The 14,751-nt window shown below is 66.1% G+C and carries 15 protein-coding genes; 6 read left to right on the forward strand and 9 right to left on the reverse strand.

All coding sequences use genetic code 11. From position 1 onward, the window contains the following. Positions 1-303: 303 nt before the first annotated feature. The 3 genes from modA to modC are packed head-to-tail and all read left to right on the forward strand — an operon-like array spanning position 304 to position 2,915. Positions 304-1,116, forward strand: a complete 813-nt coding sequence (gene modA, locus ACE3UG_RS06630) for a molybdate ABC transporter substrate-binding protein (protein ID WP_374621303.1) — start codon at positions 304-306, stop codon at positions 1,114-1,116. A 4-nt stretch (positions 1,117-1,120) separates the two neighbouring features. Then, positions 1,121-1,819 (forward strand): molybdate ABC transporter permease subunit, encoded by a 699-nt coding sequence (gene modB, locus ACE3UG_RS06635; protein WP_374621306.1) that lies wholly within the window; start codon positions 1,121-1,123, stop codon positions 1,817-1,819. Beyond that, positions 1,809-2,915 carry a molybdenum ABC transporter ATP-binding protein gene (gene modC / locus ACE3UG_RS06640; RefSeq protein WP_374621309.1) on the forward strand — a complete coding sequence of 369 codons (1,107 nt, stop codon included), beginning with the start codon at positions 1,809-1,811 and terminating at the stop codon, positions 2,913-2,915. Before modB ends, modC begins: the two co-directional genes overlap by 11 nt. Before the next feature lie 171 nt (positions 2,916-3,086). Here the strand turns inward: modC and ACE3UG_RS06645 are convergent, their stop codons facing one another. The 5 genes from ACE3UG_RS06645 to ACE3UG_RS06665 all read right to left on the reverse strand — a co-directional run bounded on the left by ACE3UG_RS06645 (position 3,087) and on the right by ACE3UG_RS06665 (position 6,181). Continuing rightward, positions 3,087-3,362, reverse strand: coding sequence for a pentapeptide MXKDX repeat protein (locus ACE3UG_RS06645; RefSeq protein WP_374621311.1), 276 nt, complete (start codon positions 3,360-3,362; stop codon positions 3,087-3,089). A 52-nt stretch (positions 3,363-3,414) separates the two neighbouring features. Further along, positions 3,415-4,233, reverse strand: coding sequence for a molybdopterin-dependent oxidoreductase (locus ACE3UG_RS06650; protein WP_374621314.1), 819 nt, complete (start codon positions 4,231-4,233; stop codon positions 3,415-3,417). A 29-nt stretch (positions 4,234-4,262) separates the two neighbouring features. Next, positions 4,263-4,916: a cytochrome b/b6 domain-containing protein gene (locus ACE3UG_RS06655; RefSeq protein ID WP_374621317.1), complete on the reverse strand. Its 654-nt coding sequence runs from the start codon at positions 4,914-4,916 to the stop codon at positions 4,263-4,265. Between the two features lie 109 nt (positions 4,917-5,025). Further along, the gene (locus ACE3UG_RS06660; protein ID WP_374621320.1) at positions 5,026-5,574 is read right to left on the reverse strand and encodes a winged helix-turn-helix domain-containing protein; all 549 of its coding nucleotides are present in this window, start codon (positions 5,572-5,574) and stop codon (positions 5,026-5,028) included. Continuing rightward, positions 5,564-6,181, reverse strand: a complete 618-nt coding sequence (locus tag ACE3UG_RS06665) for a CoxG family protein (RefSeq protein WP_374621322.1) — start codon at positions 6,179-6,181, stop codon at positions 5,564-5,566. The genes ACE3UG_RS06660 and ACE3UG_RS06665 overlap by 11 nt, the downstream gene beginning before the upstream one ends. 289 nt (positions 6,182-6,470) lie before the next feature. Here ACE3UG_RS06665 and ACE3UG_RS06670 point away from each other — a divergent pair, with 289 nt between their 5' ends. Then, positions 6,471-7,490, forward strand: a complete 1,020-nt coding sequence (locus ACE3UG_RS06670) for an XdhC family protein (protein ID WP_374621325.1) — start codon at positions 6,471-6,473, stop codon at positions 7,488-7,490. Between the two features lie 153 nt (positions 7,491-7,643). On the opposite strand, the gene ACE3UG_RS06675 is transcribed toward ACE3UG_RS06670, so the two are convergent. After that, positions 7,644-8,090, reverse strand: a complete 447-nt coding sequence (locus tag ACE3UG_RS06675; RefSeq protein ID WP_374621328.1) for a carboxypeptidase regulatory-like domain-containing protein — start codon at positions 8,088-8,090, stop codon at positions 7,644-7,646. Between the two features lie 130 nt (positions 8,091-8,220). Further along, positions 8,221-9,771, reverse strand: a complete 1,551-nt coding sequence (locus ACE3UG_RS06680) for a DegQ family serine endoprotease (RefSeq protein WP_374621330.1) — start codon at positions 9,769-9,771, stop codon at positions 8,221-8,223. 253 nt (positions 9,772-10,024) lie between these two features. Here ACE3UG_RS06680 and ACE3UG_RS06685 point away from each other — a divergent pair, with 253 nt between their 5' ends. Then, complete coding sequence (locus tag ACE3UG_RS06685; RefSeq protein WP_374621333.1) at positions 10,025-10,447, forward strand: hypothetical protein; 423 nt, start codon at positions 10,025-10,027, stop codon at positions 10,445-10,447. 129 nt (positions 10,448-10,576) lie between these two features. Here the strand turns inward: ACE3UG_RS06685 and ACE3UG_RS06690 are convergent, their stop codons facing one another. Both ACE3UG_RS06690 and ACE3UG_RS06695 read right to left on the reverse strand, forming a co-directional pair. Next, positions 10,577-11,992: an ATP-binding protein gene (locus ACE3UG_RS06690; RefSeq protein WP_374621335.1), complete on the reverse strand. Its 1,416-nt coding sequence runs from the start codon at positions 11,990-11,992 to the stop codon at positions 10,577-10,579. Beyond that, entirely contained in the window at positions 11,992-12,699 is a 708-nt protein-coding gene (locus tag ACE3UG_RS06695; protein WP_374621338.1) for a response regulator, read from the reverse strand. The genes ACE3UG_RS06690 and ACE3UG_RS06695 overlap by 1 nt, the downstream gene beginning before the upstream one ends. Before the next feature lie 297 nt (positions 12,700-12,996). Here ACE3UG_RS06695 and dacB point away from each other — a divergent pair, with 297 nt between their 5' ends. Then, positions 12,997-14,625: a D-alanyl-D-alanine carboxypeptidase/D-alanyl-D-alanine-endopeptidase gene (dacB, locus tag ACE3UG_RS06700; protein ID WP_374621341.1), complete on the forward strand. Its 1,629-nt coding sequence runs from the start codon at positions 12,997-12,999 to the stop codon at positions 14,623-14,625. Positions 14,626-14,751: the final 126 nt, after the last annotated feature.

Raw genomic sequence — 14,751 nt, forward strand, 5'->3', positions numbered from 1 at the left:
CACAGCGATTCATCGCCCAGCGCTCGTCAACGGGCGCTTCTGCATGGCTGCCGTGTCCGCACACTCCGTAGCGCACAACGTCCCGATTTTTCGGTTTCACCGCGCAATGTCGCCGCGCCGGATCGCGATCGTTCGCCGTGATACGGCGTATACCTGTACAGCGTCCAATCGTTATATATAATTCTACATAACGCGTTGCGCACATCGCGTGACCGGCCGTCCGACGGCGTCTGCGATATCGGCTCACGCAGACGTTCGCCGAATTCGGTGCCAGCCTCGCCATCCCATGCAGGAGACCCTTTCGTGAAAGCAGTCGTTCTCGCTCGCCGCAAGTCCCAAGTCCCGCAAAACACCGGCTCGATGCTGCGCCGCGCACTGCGCATTGCCGCCATTGGCGCGAGCCTGTTGTTTGCGGGCAACGCCGTAGCCCAGCAAGTGTTCGCCGCGGCCAGCATGAAAGACGCGCTCGACGCTCTGTCGGCCGCCTACACCAGGGAAACCGGCAAGAAGCCAGTGCTCGTCTATGGCGCCAGCTCGACACTGGCGCGTCAGATCGAGAAAGGCGCACCGGCCGATCTGTTCATCTCGGCCGACCAGGACTGGATGGACTACGCGCAGAAGCACGACCTGATCGACGTGGGCACACGTCGCAACCTGCTCGGCAACGCGCTGGTGCTGATCGCACCGGCCTCGACCACAGGCACCGTCGATCTGAGCTCAGGCACAGACCTCGACGCGAAGCTCGGCACCGGCAGGCTCGCCATGGGCGACCCCGCGCATGTGCCGGCCGGCCTCTATGGCAAGGCCGCGCTCGAAAAACTCGGCATCTGGTCCAAGGTGCAAGGCAGGGTCGCCGCCGCCGACAATGTGCGTGCCGCGCTGTTGCTGGTCGCACGCGGCGAAGCGCCCTACGGCATCGTGTACAAGACCGATGCCAATGCCGAGAAGCGCGTGCGGATCGCGGCCACGTTCCCCGTCGACAGTCATGCGCCAATCGTCTACCCCGTGGCGGTGACGAAGCAGGCCAACCGCAGCGACGCCGATCCGTTCTACCGATTCCTGCTCACACCGACAGCGCAGGCCACGTTCGCGCGCTTCGGCTTCAGCCGCCCGTAAGGTCATGAGCCTTACCCCCGAAGAATGGGGCATCGTCGAACTCAGCCTGCGCGTGGGCTTGCTGGGCACGCTGTGCAGCCTGCCGTTCGCGTATGCCGCCGCCTGGCTGCTCGCACGCTGCCATTTCCCGGGCAAGGCGTTGCTCGATGCCCTTCTGCATTTGCCGCTCGTGCTCCCGCCTGTGGTGGTCGGCTTCGCGCTGCTCGTGCTGTTCGGTGCACAGGGCGCCATCGGCAAACTGCTGCGCGAGTGGTTCAACTTCACCTTCGCGTTTCGCTGGACCGGCGCCGCGCTTGCCGCAGGCGTCATGGGTTTCCCACTGCTCGTGCGCGCCATCCGGCAGGCGCTCGAGGCGTCGGACACCCGGCTGGAACAGGCTGCGCAGACGCTCGGCGCGGGCCCTTGGCTCACCTTCGTCACCGTGACGCTACCGCTCACCGCCACCGGCGCATTGCATGGATTCGTGCTCGCATTTGCGCGCGCCCTCGGCGAATTTGGCGCGACCATCACGTTCGTCTCGAATATTCCGGGGCAGACACAGACCCTGCCGCTGGCCATCTACACGGCCACCCAGGTACCCGACGGCGACGCGATGGTCTGGCGCCTGTGCGCGATCTCGGTCGTGCTGGCCGTCGGCACGCTCATCCTCTCCGAAGTGCTGATCCGCTTCGGACATCGCAAGGCGCTCGGCCATGACGGTTGAAGTGCGCCTCCAACATCGGTTCGTCAGCTTTGCGCTCGATGTCGATTTCGCGGCGGGCATGGGCGTGAGCGCATTGTTCGGACCGTCGGGCAGCGGCAAAACCACCGTCGTCAATGCTGTGTCCGGCCTGCTCAAGCCCGACACCGGTCGTATCGTGGTGGACGGCGACGTGCTGTTCGACAGCAGCGCGGGTATCTGTCTGCCGCCATGGCGGCGCCGCATCGGCTACGTGTTTCAGGACGCGCGCCTGATGCCGCATCTCACGGTGCGTCAGAACCTGCTATTCGGTCGCTGGTTGCGGCGTCGCGACGTGGCCGCCGCTGGTGCTGGCGCGATTGCGTTGGCGCATGTAGTGGACGTCCTGGATCTGGCCCCGTTGCTCGGTCGTCGCCCCGGCGCGCTCTCTGGCGGGGAGAAGCAACGCGTGGGGATCGGCCGCGCGCTGTTATCGTGCCCGCGCATGCTGCTCATGGACGAGCCGCTCGCCTCGCTCGATCATGCGCGGCGCCTCGAGGTGCTCGACTACCTGAACCGGATCCGCCACGCGTTGAAGCTACCGGTACTCTACGTCACGCATTCGCTCGACGAAGTGATGCGGCTGGCCGATCAGGTGGTGCTGTTCAAGGAAGGCCGCACGATCTCGCAAGGGGCGCCGGCCGACGTGCTCAATGTGCATCGCGACGCGCTCGACAGTGCCGCCGAGTCGCCGGGCACCGTGCTCGAGACACGCATCGTCGCGCACGACCCCCGCTACGGTCTGACCGAGCTTGCCGTGAACGGGAGCGACACGGTTCGGCTTCGCGTGCCTCGCGCGGGCGGCGAGGCGGGCGACGCATGCCGCATTCGCGTGCGAGAGCGCGATGTCGCCATTGCGACGTCGGCCCCCGTCGACACCAGCGTGCTGAACGTGCTGCGCGCACGCGTGGCGACATTGCGCGATCTGGGCGACTCGGTCGAAGTCGGTGCCACACTCCTCGGCGATGCGACCGGCACCACGCTGCGTGCACGCATCACGCGCTTTTCCGCCGATCAACTGCAACTGACGCCGGGCCGCGACGTGTATCTGCTCATCAAATCGGTCGCCCTGACCCGGTGACTCGGTGACCCGATGGAGCGACGGCGCTACGGGGCGCCAGACGATGCCTTGCGATGCCTCGCGATGCCACGCGGCGCGGCACGGCGATGGCTGCACGGGGATCGCGGCACGAATGCGCAAGGCTTCGCAGCGGACCTCCCCTGCGAAGCCTTGTCGTGTGTTGCCGAGCGCCTAGTGGCTTTTGCCCATGGCATCACCCTTGCCCATTTTGCCCATGGCGTCGGGCTTGCTCATCGCGCCGCCCTTCGACATGGCGTCGGACTTGCCCATCGCATCGCCCTTGGACATCTTCCCGCTCCTGTCCATGTCTTTGCCCATGGCATCGCCTTTGCTCATCGCGCTGCCCTTCGACATCGCGTCGCCCTTGCTCATCGCGTCCTGCGCGAATGCCGCACCGGTGCCAAGCGCCAGTCCCATCGCCATGATGGCCAGATATCGCATCTTCATTGTCGTCGTCCTCAAAGAGTGAGTGAATCATTCAGTCGAGCGCGTGTTCGCGTCAACTTCCGCCGAACCAGTTGTATCCCTGGTCCTCCCAATACCCGCCCGGATACGTGTTGGTCACGAAAATCGCGCGGATATGCTTGGGATTCTTGTAGCCGAGCTTGGTGGGAATGCGCAGCTTCATCGGAAAGCCGTACTCCCGTGGCAGCGTCTGGCCGTCGTACGTGAGCGCCAGCAGCGTCTGCGGATGCAGGGCCGTCGGCATGTCGATGCTTGTGTAGTAGTCGTCGGCGCATTTGAAGCCGACGTAACGCGCCGTGGTGTCCGCCCCGATGCGCCCGAGAAAGTCGGCGAACGTGACGCCTCCCCAGCGGCCGATGGCGCTCCAGCCTTCCACGCACACATGGCGCGTGATCTGCTCGGCCGCCCGCGCACTGGCGAAGCCACGCAATGCGTCGAGCCGCCACGGGGCCTTGTCGGCAATCAGTCCGGACAACTCCAGCCGGTAGTCGCGTGCATCGACGGTGGGCGCTTCGTCCATCGAGTAAAACGCGTTGAACGGAAACGGACGCGTGATGCGCGACGCAGGAAAGGTCGGGGCCAGCGCGTCCCGACGAAACAGGGCAGCCTGCACCCGATCGTTCCAGCGCGACATCTTGTCGAGCGCAGATTCGACGCCGGCATTGTCGTCGAGCGAGCATCCCGAGAGCAGCGCGATGCCGCCGAGCGACAACGTGCGCGTGAGAAACGCCCGCCGCGAGGGCTCGGCGACACGCCGCGCCACCAGGGTACGCGCTTCGCGAAGAATCGCTTCGCCGTCGCGCACCACCGGTGCGTCGAGGGAAACATGGCGAGGCTTTCGCTCAATTGTCATGGCAACTCCGTAGCTCGTAGCCGGCGCGCTCAGCGACCGGTAATCATCGTGCGCAACGTGCGCGGCACCAGCGCGACCATCGCCACATGGACGGCGACGAACGCAACGAGGCCCGCCATCGCCAGAAAATGCACCAGACGCGCGCCCTGAAATCCGCCGAGTAGCGCGCACAGCCCTCCGAGCTGCACGGGCTTCCAGACCGCGAGCCCCGAGACCACGAGCAGGACGAGGTCGAGCACCGCAAACAGATAAGCGGCGCGCTGCACCTGGTTGTATTGCCGGGGATCGTCGTGCGCGAGACGGCCGCGCAGTGCCGCGCAGACATCGCGCCACACACCGCGCCACGTCAGCGGAAAGAAGCGGCGCGCGAGGCGGCCGCTCGTCAGGTTGAACAGAACGTAGACCAGCCCGTTGGCCGCCAGCAGCCACATCGCGGCGAAATGCCAGCGCAGGGCGCCGCCGAGCCAGCCGCCCAGCGTGATCTCATTGGGAAAGCGAAAGCCGAAGATCGGCGACGCGTTGTAGATACGCCAGCCGCTCGTGACCATCGCGAGGACGGCCAGCACGTTCAGCCAGTGGGTGACGCGCAGCCAACCCGGCTGCACCGGACCGGATCGCGCCGGGGGCTGCTTCACAGGCGGCGCAGGCGGCACGGGTGGCATGGGCTTCGTGAGGGTAGACATGGGGACCTCCATCGCTGGGTTGGCGTCGATGGAGCGAGTGTCACGTCAGGCCGGTGACGAAGTCCTCACGGAAGATTAACGTTTTCGTGATAGTCGAGCCGGCACGGAATCACGTGCGGCGCGACGGTGCCGAATCGGCGTCCGGATCCACGGCCTTGTCGCCTTTGAGATAGGCGTCGAACGTCGGGACATGCGCGTCGAGCAGCAGGCGGATTTCCTGGATCAGGGTGTCGTAATGTGCCGCGAGGTTCTGTGCGAACGGCGTGAGTCGCGCGCCCCCGCCCGACGCGCCGCCGATATGACGCGTGACGAGCGGCTCTCGGAATTCGTGGTTCATCGCTTCGACGAGCAGCCAGGCGCGCCGATACGACATGCCCATGTGCCGCGCAGCCGCGGAAATCGAACCGGTCGCCTCGATGGCACGCAGCAACGCGAGACGCCCCGGGCCGAACACCGGCGTGTCGCCATCGCGCACCCGCACCCGCACGTCGTAGCCCGCCTCGCCTGCCGGTGCCGGCACCTTGCTCGCCGCTTCCAGCGCTTCTGCCGTCGCCAGCAGCGCGCGAGCGCGCGCATCGCCGTCATGGGCGGCGGCCGCAGGTCCCGCCGCCGTCTTGCCCGCGCCGCCACGTTTGCCCGCTCGACGCTCAGCGGACATGGTTACCCCACATCACGATGACGATCAGGATCAGGGCCGCCACGGCCCATGGCCACCACCGCGCCAACTTGCGTCGCTTGGGCGGAGCATCGCGCAGAGCAGCGTGCGTCGCGAGCGCGGCGGCCACTTCTGCGTCGGCGGCGATCGGCGCGTTCGCTGCGTGATGCGGCGCGATGGCCGCCGTCAGGCGCCTGAAGAACTCGTCGGCGAGCTTGCGGGCCGCACTGGCTACGTCGGGCGTGTCCAGATGGGCGTACTCGCTGCCGAACTGCGCCTTCAGGTCATACGTCAGCACGGTACTCATCGGCCCCGGCGAATGCAACGTGACAGTGGCCGTGCCCCGCGTGTGACCGGCGGCAGAACCCAGGCCGTCGAAATTCAATGTGTACGACGTTGGCGCCATCACGTCGGTCATCGTGATCCGCCCGGACCAGCGACCGCCCACCGGCCCCAGCGAGGCCGTGGCGACGATCGTCCAGGTCGTATCGTCGATCCGCTCGATCGACTCGCAACCAGGAATGCATCCGCGCAGCATGCCCGGATCGTTCAGCGCGATCCACGCGAGGTCTCGCGCGACCGGCAACTGCCGGCTGTCATGTAGCTCCATTACCCCCTCCCGAGACGCCATGCGTTCGCGCGTGCGTGTTGCCGCGCAATCTCGAACGTCGAACCATTGTGACACGAGTCGCCCCGCGTCAGATCGCCGCCGCGGCAGCCCGCCGATTGCGCCGCATCGCGCGCCGCACGGCGGCCGGGCCGAGCGCAATATCGGCTGAAATACAGCGCAAGCCAAGGCAAGATATACTCGGCGGATCACATCGAGCGGTGAACGGTCGACGGTGGCCCGCGACTGGGGCGCTCGGCTGCCGCTTGCGTATCGGCGAAGGAACTCTGCTATGGACAGTGTCGATCTGGAAGTACTGAAGGCCGCCGTGCAGTGGACCCGCGCGGGCTTTTTCGTCACGCTGGGCACCGTCGTACGGACCTGGGGATCCGCCCCGCGTCCCGTGGGCTCGATGCTCGCCATTCGCGAAGACGGTCATCTGGTCGGCTCCGTGTCGGGCGGCTGCGTCGAGGACGACCTCATCGCACGCATTCGGGACGGCGACTGGCCCCAGGATCGCCCCCATCTCACCAGCTACGGCGTGACGGCCGAGGAAGCGCATCGCTTCGGGCTGCCATGCGGTGGCACGTTGCAACTGGTGCTCGAGCCGTTGCGCGACGCCGCGCGCATTCCGGAACTGCTCGACGCCATCGCACAATTCCGTCTCGTCGTGCGCGAGCTCGACATGACCTCCGGTGCGGTGCGCATCGCGCCGGGACACCACACACCGTCGCTCGAATTCGACGGCGTGCGTCTCATCACCTCGCACGGGCCGCGCCATCGGCTGGTGGTGATCGGCGCAGGACAACTCTCGAAGTATGTGGCGAGCATGGCGTGCGCACTCGACTATCACGTCATCGTTTGCGACCCGCGCAGCGAATACGCTGACGAATGGCATGTGGCCGGCACCGAACTCTCTCGCGAGATGCCCGACGACCTGATCGTGCGCCTGCAACTCGACTCGCATAGCGCGGTACTCACGCTCACCCACGATCCGAAGCTCGACGACATGGCGCTGCTCGAAGCGCTCAAGTCGCCCGCGTTCTACATCGGCGCCATCGGCTCGCGCGTGAACAATGCGCGACGCCGCGAGCGACTGTCGCTTTTCGACCTCAGTTCGACGGAAATCGAGCGGCTGCACGGGCCGGTCGGCATGCATCTCGGCGCGCGCACGCCGGCAGAGATCGCCGTAGCGATTCTCGCCGAGATGACGGCGATCAAGAACGGTATCGCCGTGAAGCAAACGTTCGCGACACGCACGGCCGACGCGAGCGTCGACAGCGAAGCCACGGCGTGCGGCAGCGCCGCTTGATCCGCGACACCCCGCCCCGTTTCCCCGGCATGGCGCTGCACACAAAAAAAGCGCCGCCTTTCGGCGGCGCAACTCGCTCACTCGTTGCAGAGTGGTACTGCCTGGGTTACCTCGTCATCCGTAGCATCTCAACGGGCACGACCGATCGGCACATCAGTCGTGCGGCCACAGGAATGTTGCTGCGGTGTGCCCCTTGGCGGATATCGTCACGTCCTTCGCCATGGGCTTACCGTTGTACGTTGCCTTCACGGTGTAGCGGCCTTCGGGCAGCTTCACCAGCATGAACGGCCCTTTCGCGCGCGTATCGAGCACTGTGGTCCCCCCGCGCAGAATCTGTACCTGAGCGTCGGCGACATACTCGTTCGCGCCGTCGCCCCGCGCCGCCATCTCGATGGACAGCGGCCAGCGCGGCGCTTCACGCTTGAACGCGCCCGACTCGTCGCTATCGATGCCGCCCGAGACGTATGTCACGTTGCCCTGCTGCATCGACGGCGGCAGCGTGCCGCCCTGCGCGTGGGCGACCGATATGCCGCCCAGACTCCCTGCCAGTGCTGCGGCGGTGGCGGCGGCCACCGACCAACGTTGCCATTTTTGCCACATGTTCAACCTCCCGTTCATGACATCACGATGCCGGATCGTACCGGCGGCGCGGCCGTCGCTGTATCGTGAGCGCCGCGCTCGCCAGCACACAAGGTAGTGCGTGGCATCCCGCCGTTGTCTTGCCCGGCACTTAACCGAGATCGACCGGGATGAAAATCTGCTGCCCGTCGCGCTGCACGAGCAACGCGACATTATTACCCGCCTTCTTGAGCTTATCGCTCAATTGCGAGGCGCTCGTCACGGGCGTGCCGTTGAGCGAGAGGATGATGTCGCCCGCCTGCACCCCCGCCTGTTCGGCCGGCCCACCGACCCGCGCCACCAGCAAGCCATGGGAGACCTGCGCCGCGCGCTTTTCCTCGGGCGAGAGTTCGCGCACCGCAAGACCCAGGCGGCCGTGCGTGGCCGAGTCGTCATTGCTCGCGACGTCCTTCTTCTCGTTGAGCGCCGCCACCGTGACGCTCACGTTCTGCTTCCCGCCATTGCGCCAGACGGTCAGCGTCGCCTTCTGCCCCGGACGCATGTCGGCAATCTTCTCCGGCAACTGCACCGAGTCTTCGATGGTCGTGCCGTTGACCGCCAGAATCACGTCGCCCGGCTTCAGATCAGACTTCGCGGCCGGGCCGTTCTTGTCGATGGACGACACCAGCGCGCCCTCGGGCTTGGGCAGACCGAACGAATTCGCCAACGACTGGTTCACCTCCTGAATCGTCACGCCGATGCGCCCACGGCTGACCTTGCCGTACTGCTGCAATTGCGCCTTGACCTTCATCGCCATATCGATCGGAATCGCAAACGACAGCCCCTGGAAGCCGCCAGTGCGCGAATAGATCATCGAGTTGATACCGATGACTTCGCCATTGAGGTTGAACAGCGGCCCGCCCGAGTTACCGGGATTGACCGGCACGTCCGTCTGAATGAACGGTGTGTAGTTCTCGTCAGGCAGCGCGCGTGCCTTCGCAGACACGATGCCCGCCGTCACGGTGTTGTCGAAGCCGTAAGGCGACCCGATGGCCACCACCCATTCACCGGCCTTCGATTTCGACGGATCGCCGATCTTCACCGTCGGCAGATTCGTCGCCGCGATCTTGAGCAACGCCACATCGCTCGCCTTGTCGCTGCCCACAACCTTCGCCTTGTATTCGCGCTTGTCGGTCAACTTCACCGTGACCTGACTCGCGTCGTCCACGACGTGGGCATTGGTCAGAATGTAGCCGTCCGAGCTCACGATAAAGCCCGAACCGAGGCTGCGCGTCGGCACGCTGCTGTCGCCCCCACCGTCGCCGCCGCCATCGTTGCCCGGCGCGCCGTAGAAGTGGCGGAAGAACTGGAACAGCGGATCGTTCTGATCCATGCCCGGCGGCATCTGCATGGCCGCTGAGCCGCCGCCCGCCGATGGTTTCCCATCGTGCGTCACACTAATGTTGACTACCGCCGGTCCGTATTGTTCCGCCAGTTGCGAGAAGTCCGGCACGAGCATGCGCGGCGCCGTATTCGACGTGTTCTGCGCGTTGGCGGCCGGGGCCGCGAGCACCGGATTGACTGGATTGGCCGCATTGGCATCGCTGACCATCTCGGCGGCCAGCGGCGCGCGCCAATGCTGGCGTCCCGCGACGTAACCGCCCGTCAATGCGACGAGCACGGCACTGGCAACCAAGGTACGAGTGAGCTTCGAGGTCCGCATGAGTCTCTCCTTACTGACGACCGCGTTTGACATGACTGTGATCGTAGAGAGGCTCCCTTAAGGCAACCTTAAGGCGAACAAAAAGTGACTCATCGAATACCGAGCAACCTCAATTCGCGCGCTATGCGTGACCGCAGCAGGTGTTTGAAAGGGCAACTCGCGTAGTTCGTCTTGCGTACGACGTATTCCGCTGACTACGGTGGCGAAGTGGCGCAATTCCGCGCCGCACGTTTTCGCCTACCGGAGAATCACGATGCATTCGATCGACACGCCGCTTCACCGCACGCACGCGTATCGCCGCGCCGCTCGCTGGATGGGATACGCCGGGACCGCGTTGTGCCTGGCATGGGGGGTATCCGCGAACGCCGCACAGGGCGACGGCTCACAAGGCAACGGCAACGGGATAGGCACGCAAGGTCCGGCCGATTCGACGCTCTCGCAAGGCCCGGTGCCGGGGTCGATGCAAGTGCAAAACGGCGCTTGCACGCCGGACTCGCCGTCCGACCAGGCCATCGTCGGCAAGTCGCTCGCGCAAGCGACATCGATGCTCCAGGGGTGCCCGTGGCGTATCGGCATGCAGGACGGCAAAGCGCTGCCGACAACGCGCGACTATCGCCCGGATCGCCGCACGCTCACGATTGAAAACGACAAGGTCACGAGAGTGACGCGCGGATGAGCGCGGATGAGCACGGATGAGCACGGATGATCTCCGGCACTCCCGTAAAGCGCGGTGCGAGATTGCACCGCGCGATAACGTGCCGCGGCGCAGCGATTGCCGTCAAAGCGCGCTGAGTCCGTACCGTGCCTAAAGCGCTGGCGGCGGTGCCGACGCCGCGCCGCCGAAGCTCACGCGCACGCGAAGCCCTCGACCGTTGCGCGCGTCGAACAACTCCACGCGCGCGCCATGCGCCTGCGCGATGTTGCGCACAATGGCGAGCCCCAACCCGCTGCCCTGCGCGCGTGGCGTGCTCGCTTCGTCTTGTGCCGCCGCGTCGGGCGACGGCGCCGGATATCCCGATGCCGCCCCGTCCGCCGACGACGCCGCTCCGCCGCGGAAGAACCGGTCGAACACCCGCTCGCGCTCGGCCGGCGCAATGCCCGGCCCGGTGTCTTCGATCTCCACCACCGAAGCCGGCGATGCCGCCACCAGACGCACGTCGACATGACCGCCGCGCGGCGTGTACTTCAGCGCGTTGTCGACGAGATTGCCGAAAAGTGTCTGCAACGCGTTCGCATCGCCTTGCACGCGACTGATCGCGCACAACGCGTCGGGGGCGTCCAGCCCGAGGTCGATCCCACGCGCAAGCGCCAACGCCGCATGATGCGCCACCACGTCACGCAGCAACGGTGCGAGCGGCACCTCGACGAATGCCGCCGCCGCACGCGCGGCGTCCGGCTCCTGCCGCGCAAGCGTCAGCAATTGCGCCACCATGCGTGAGGCGCGATGCACACCATCGCGCAAGTCCCGCATCGCCTCGGCACGTTCCGTCTCCGAATGCGCCCGATCGAGCAATTGCACCTGCAGTTGCAACGCGGCAAGCGGCGTACGCAATTCATGCGCCGCATCGGCCACGAACGCCTTTTGCTGCACGAGTGCCTCGTCGAGCCTGCCGAGCAGGCTGTTGAGCGCACGCACCAGCGGGCGCACCTCGTCGGGCAACCCGGCCTCGGGGAGGGCGTCCAGGGCGCCCGGCGCGCGCGCGTCGAGCGCCTTCGTCACGCGACGTAGCGGCCGCAACCCCCGCCCCACCACGATCCAGACGAGCAGCGCGAGCAGCGGCATTGCGACCACCAGCGGCAGCAGCGTGCGCAACGCCATCGACACGGCGAGCGAATCGCGAATCACCATCGGCTGCGCAAGCTGCACGACATTGTCGCCAACGAGCGCCGCGTAGACGCGCCAGTCGCCCTCGGGCGTCTGCACCGTCGTGAAGCCCAGTTCGGCGCGCGGCGGCAGCGGCGCGCGCGGGTGCGAGTAATACAACTCGACACCATTACGACTCCATATCTGGATGACGAGTCCCCCCGCGTCGCTGTGCACGCCCGGCGCGCTCGAGAATGGCTCGGCGGGCAGCGAAAGCGCCATTTGCTGCAACTGGAAATCGAACAGCGCGTTGGCCTCGGTGCGCGCCTGACGGAAGATCGCGATGCCCGCGAGCAGCAATGCCACTGCCAGCGTGATCAACAACCCCAAGAGAAGACGACGGCGAATCGAGCGCATCAGTTCGCCTCCGGTGCCGCCATGCCCGCAGCCGGGGGCGTCTGCCCCAGTTGCGCCGGCATCATATAGCCGACGCCGCGCACGGTACGGATGGCATCCGCGCCAAGCTTCTTGCGTAGCCCGTGGATGTGAACTTCGACCGCATTGCTCGCCACCTCCTCCCCCCAGCCGTAGATGCGCTCTTCGAGTTGCGCCTTGGACAGCACCGCCCCCGGCCGGTTGAGCAACGCTTCAAGCACCGCATACTCGCGTGCGGACAGCACCACGGGCACGCCGCCGCACGTCACTTGCCGCGTCGCGGGGTCGAGCACGATACCACCGTGACGCAGCAACGGCTCGCTGCGTCCGGCCTGACGTCGCACCAGCGCACGCAAACGCGCCGCCAGTTCGTCGAGATCGAAGGGCTTGACGAGGTAATCGTCGGCACCGGCGTCTAGCCCCTTCACGCGATCGGCAACGGCGTCGCGCGCCGTTGCAATGAGCACCGGCAGTGTCTGGCCGCGCGCACGTAGTGTGCGTAGCACATCGATGCCGTCACGACGCGGCAAGCCAAGGTCGAGCAGCAGTGCGTCATAGGGCTCGAGCGCGAGCGCGTCGAGCGCACGCTGACCGTCGCCGACATGATCGACGGTCCAGCCGTCCTGGCGCAGGCCTTTCATGACGGCCGTGGCGATCATCGCATCGTCTTCCACCAACAGAATTCGCATGGGTTGGGCACCGGTTGAGGCCATTTCCGGGCGTCACAGGCCGCCAACGCAACGTGGAATCGTGCTGCGTGATGTTGCCAATGGGTGACACTCGCCGGATTTCGACCCATTGTAGCGACAGTTCGTTGCATCACCGACTTACAATGGCACCCATGCGCCGCGCATGTCAGACGCACATCGCGGCCCGGTAACCCGACTGATTCCTTCGCCGCCGCGTCCGCTTCGCTTTGCCTGTGCCCGTCGTGCATCCAGGCCGTTCGGTTTCGCTGCGCGCAACACTGGAGAACCTCGCCCGTCATGCGCGCCCCTGACCTGCTCCGTAACGCCTCCCGGTCCGTGCCTCACCTGCCTAGCCTGCCTAGCCTGCGTCACCCTGACGCGCTGCAATCGCTGCGCCTGCACCGCATCCCGGGCCACGCCAAGCTGGGGGGGTTCGCCGCGCTGGCACTCGCGCTCGTCCTGAGCGCCCCCGTACAGGCGAAGCCCCTCAAGCACGCCAAGATGCCCAGGGTGCCGACGACCGACGCGCGCGCCACGCCGCTGCCGCCCGAGCTGGCACGCGCGCTCGCCGCGAGCAAGGTGCCCGCCGCGCACGTGAGCGTGATCGTCGAGAAGGTCGACAATCCGCTGCAAACACGCGGCCGCATCGGCCCCCCGTTGCTCGCCGTCAACCCGAACGTGCCGCGCAATCCTGCGTCGACGATGAAACTCGTCACGACGATTGCCGCGCTCGACACGCTCGGTCCCGACTACCGCTGGCGCACACAGGCCTTCACCGACGGGCAGTCGGACGGCCACACGCTCCACGGCAATCTGTATTTCAAAGGCTCCGGCGATCCGAAGCTCGTGCCCGAAGAGATGGAGAAGTTCGTTGCTCAGTTGCACAAGGCAGGGGTGACCGACATCGACGGCGACATTGTGCTCGATCGCTCGGCCTACAGCTCGGATATCGGTGAGTTGGGCGCCATTGATGGCGACACCGACCGGCCGTATAACGTCGCCCCGGATCCGCTGCTGTACTCGTTCAAAGCCGTCTCGTTCAGCTTCACGGGCAATCCGAACGGCACTGTCGACGTGGGCGTGCTGCCGCCGCTGGCGAATCTGCAAGTCTCGAACAACTTGTCATCGAGCGCTGCCGGCAACTGCGGCGACTGGCTCACCCGCATTCACCCCACCCTCAACGCCACGCCCGACGGCACCTATGTCGCGCACTTCTCGGGCACGTATCCAGCGTCCTGCGAGGACAAGGGCTGGAACGTGGCCGCCCCCGACCGCGATCGCTTCTTTCTCGGCGGCTTCCGCGCCCTGTGGCAAGCGTCGGGCGGACAGTTCAACGGCAACGTGCGCACGGGCGTCGTACCGCCGGATGCGCATTTGCTCGTCACGCATCGCGGTCAGACACTGGCCGAAGTCGTGCACGACATGAACAAGTTCAGCAACAACGTGATGGCCCGCCAGTTGTTCCTGACACTCGGACTCGCCGCCGATCACAACAAAGCGCCCGCGAGCCTCGCGCGCTCACGCGACGTGTTGAATCGCTGGCTCGACAAGAACGATCTTGCCATGCCGGGGCTCGTCGTCGAGAACGGCTCGGGCTTGTCGCGCATCGAGCGCATCAGCGTCGCCGAGCTGGCCCGTCTGCTGCAACACGGCATCAACAGTCCGACGGCCCAGGTGCTCGTCGAGTCGATGCCGACCGTCGGCGTCGACGGCACCATGCGCAACCGCCTGATGAATCGCGACGTGGCCGGCAATGCGCATATCAAGACCGGCACGCTCGACGATGTGAGTGCGGTGGCCGGCTATGTCGGCACGCGTTCCGGCGACATCTACGTCGTCGTCTCGCTGGTGAACGATCCGCGCGCGAGCAACGCACGCGGGTTCCACGACGCGCTCATCTCGTGGGTTTACGAGAACGCCCCCTGAGCCTGTTGGCATCGTGAAAAAGCGGCCAGGACGGGACTTTCGACGTTTCCCTCTAACCGACCCCGAATCGTTGCGCTTCGCCGCCGCATTGGCGTCAGAATAGACGTTCCATCGGTGCCACCTTCG

Source organism: Pandoraea sp. (assembly GCF_041919235.1).
GTDB lineage: Bacteria > Pseudomonadota > Gammaproteobacteria > Burkholderiales > Burkholderiaceae > Pandoraea.

Bases quoted from the DNA above. Each gene is read 5' to 3' on its own strand.
- modB (WP_374621306.1), top strand. From the start codon at position 1,121: ATGAGCCTTACCCCCGAAGAATGGGGCATCGTCGAACTCAGCCTGCGC.
- modC (WP_374621309.1), top strand. From the start codon at position 1,809: ATGACGGTTGAAGTGCGCCTCCAACATCGGTTCGTCAGCTTTGCGCTC.
- ACE3UG_RS06645 (WP_374621311.1), bottom strand. From the start codon at position 3,362: ATGAAGATGCGATATCTGGCCATCATGGCGATGGGACTGGCGCTTGGC.
- ACE3UG_RS06650 (WP_374621314.1), bottom strand. From the start codon at position 4,233: ATGACAATTGAGCGAAAGCCTCGCCATGTTTCCCTCGACGCACCGGTG.
- ACE3UG_RS06655 (WP_374621317.1), bottom strand. From the start codon at position 4,916: ATGTCTACCCTCACGAAGCCCATGCCACCCGTGCCGCCTGCGCCGCCT.
- ACE3UG_RS06660 (WP_374621320.1), bottom strand. From the start codon at position 5,574: ATGTCCGCTGAGCGTCGAGCGGGCAAACGTGGCGGCGCGGGCAAGACG.
- ACE3UG_RS06665 (WP_374621322.1), bottom strand. From the start codon at position 6,181: ATGGAGCTACATGACAGCCGGCAGTTGCCGGTCGCGCGAGACCTCGCG.
- ACE3UG_RS06670 (WP_374621325.1), top strand. From the start codon at position 6,471: ATGGACAGTGTCGATCTGGAAGTACTGAAGGCCGCCGTGCAGTGGACC.
- ACE3UG_RS06675 (WP_374621328.1), bottom strand. From the start codon at position 8,090: ATGTGGCAAAAATGGCAACGTTGGTCGGTGGCCGCCGCCACCGCCGCA.
- ACE3UG_RS06680 (WP_374621330.1), bottom strand. From the start codon at position 9,771: ATGCGGACCTCGAAGCTCACTCGTACCTTGGTTGCCAGTGCCGTGCTC.
- ACE3UG_RS06685 (WP_374621333.1), top strand. From the start codon at position 10,025: ATGCATTCGATCGACACGCCGCTTCACCGCACGCACGCGTATCGCCGC.
- ACE3UG_RS06690 (WP_374621335.1), bottom strand. From the start codon at position 11,992: ATGCGCTCGATTCGCCGTCGTCTTCTCTTGGGGTTGTTGATCACGCTG.
- ACE3UG_RS06695 (WP_374621338.1), bottom strand. From the start codon at position 12,699: ATGCGAATTCTGTTGGTGGAAGACGATGCGATGATCGCCACGGCCGTC.
- dacB (WP_374621341.1), top strand. From the start codon at position 12,997: ATGCGCGCCCCTGACCTGCTCCGTAACGCCTCCCGGTCCGTGCCTCAC.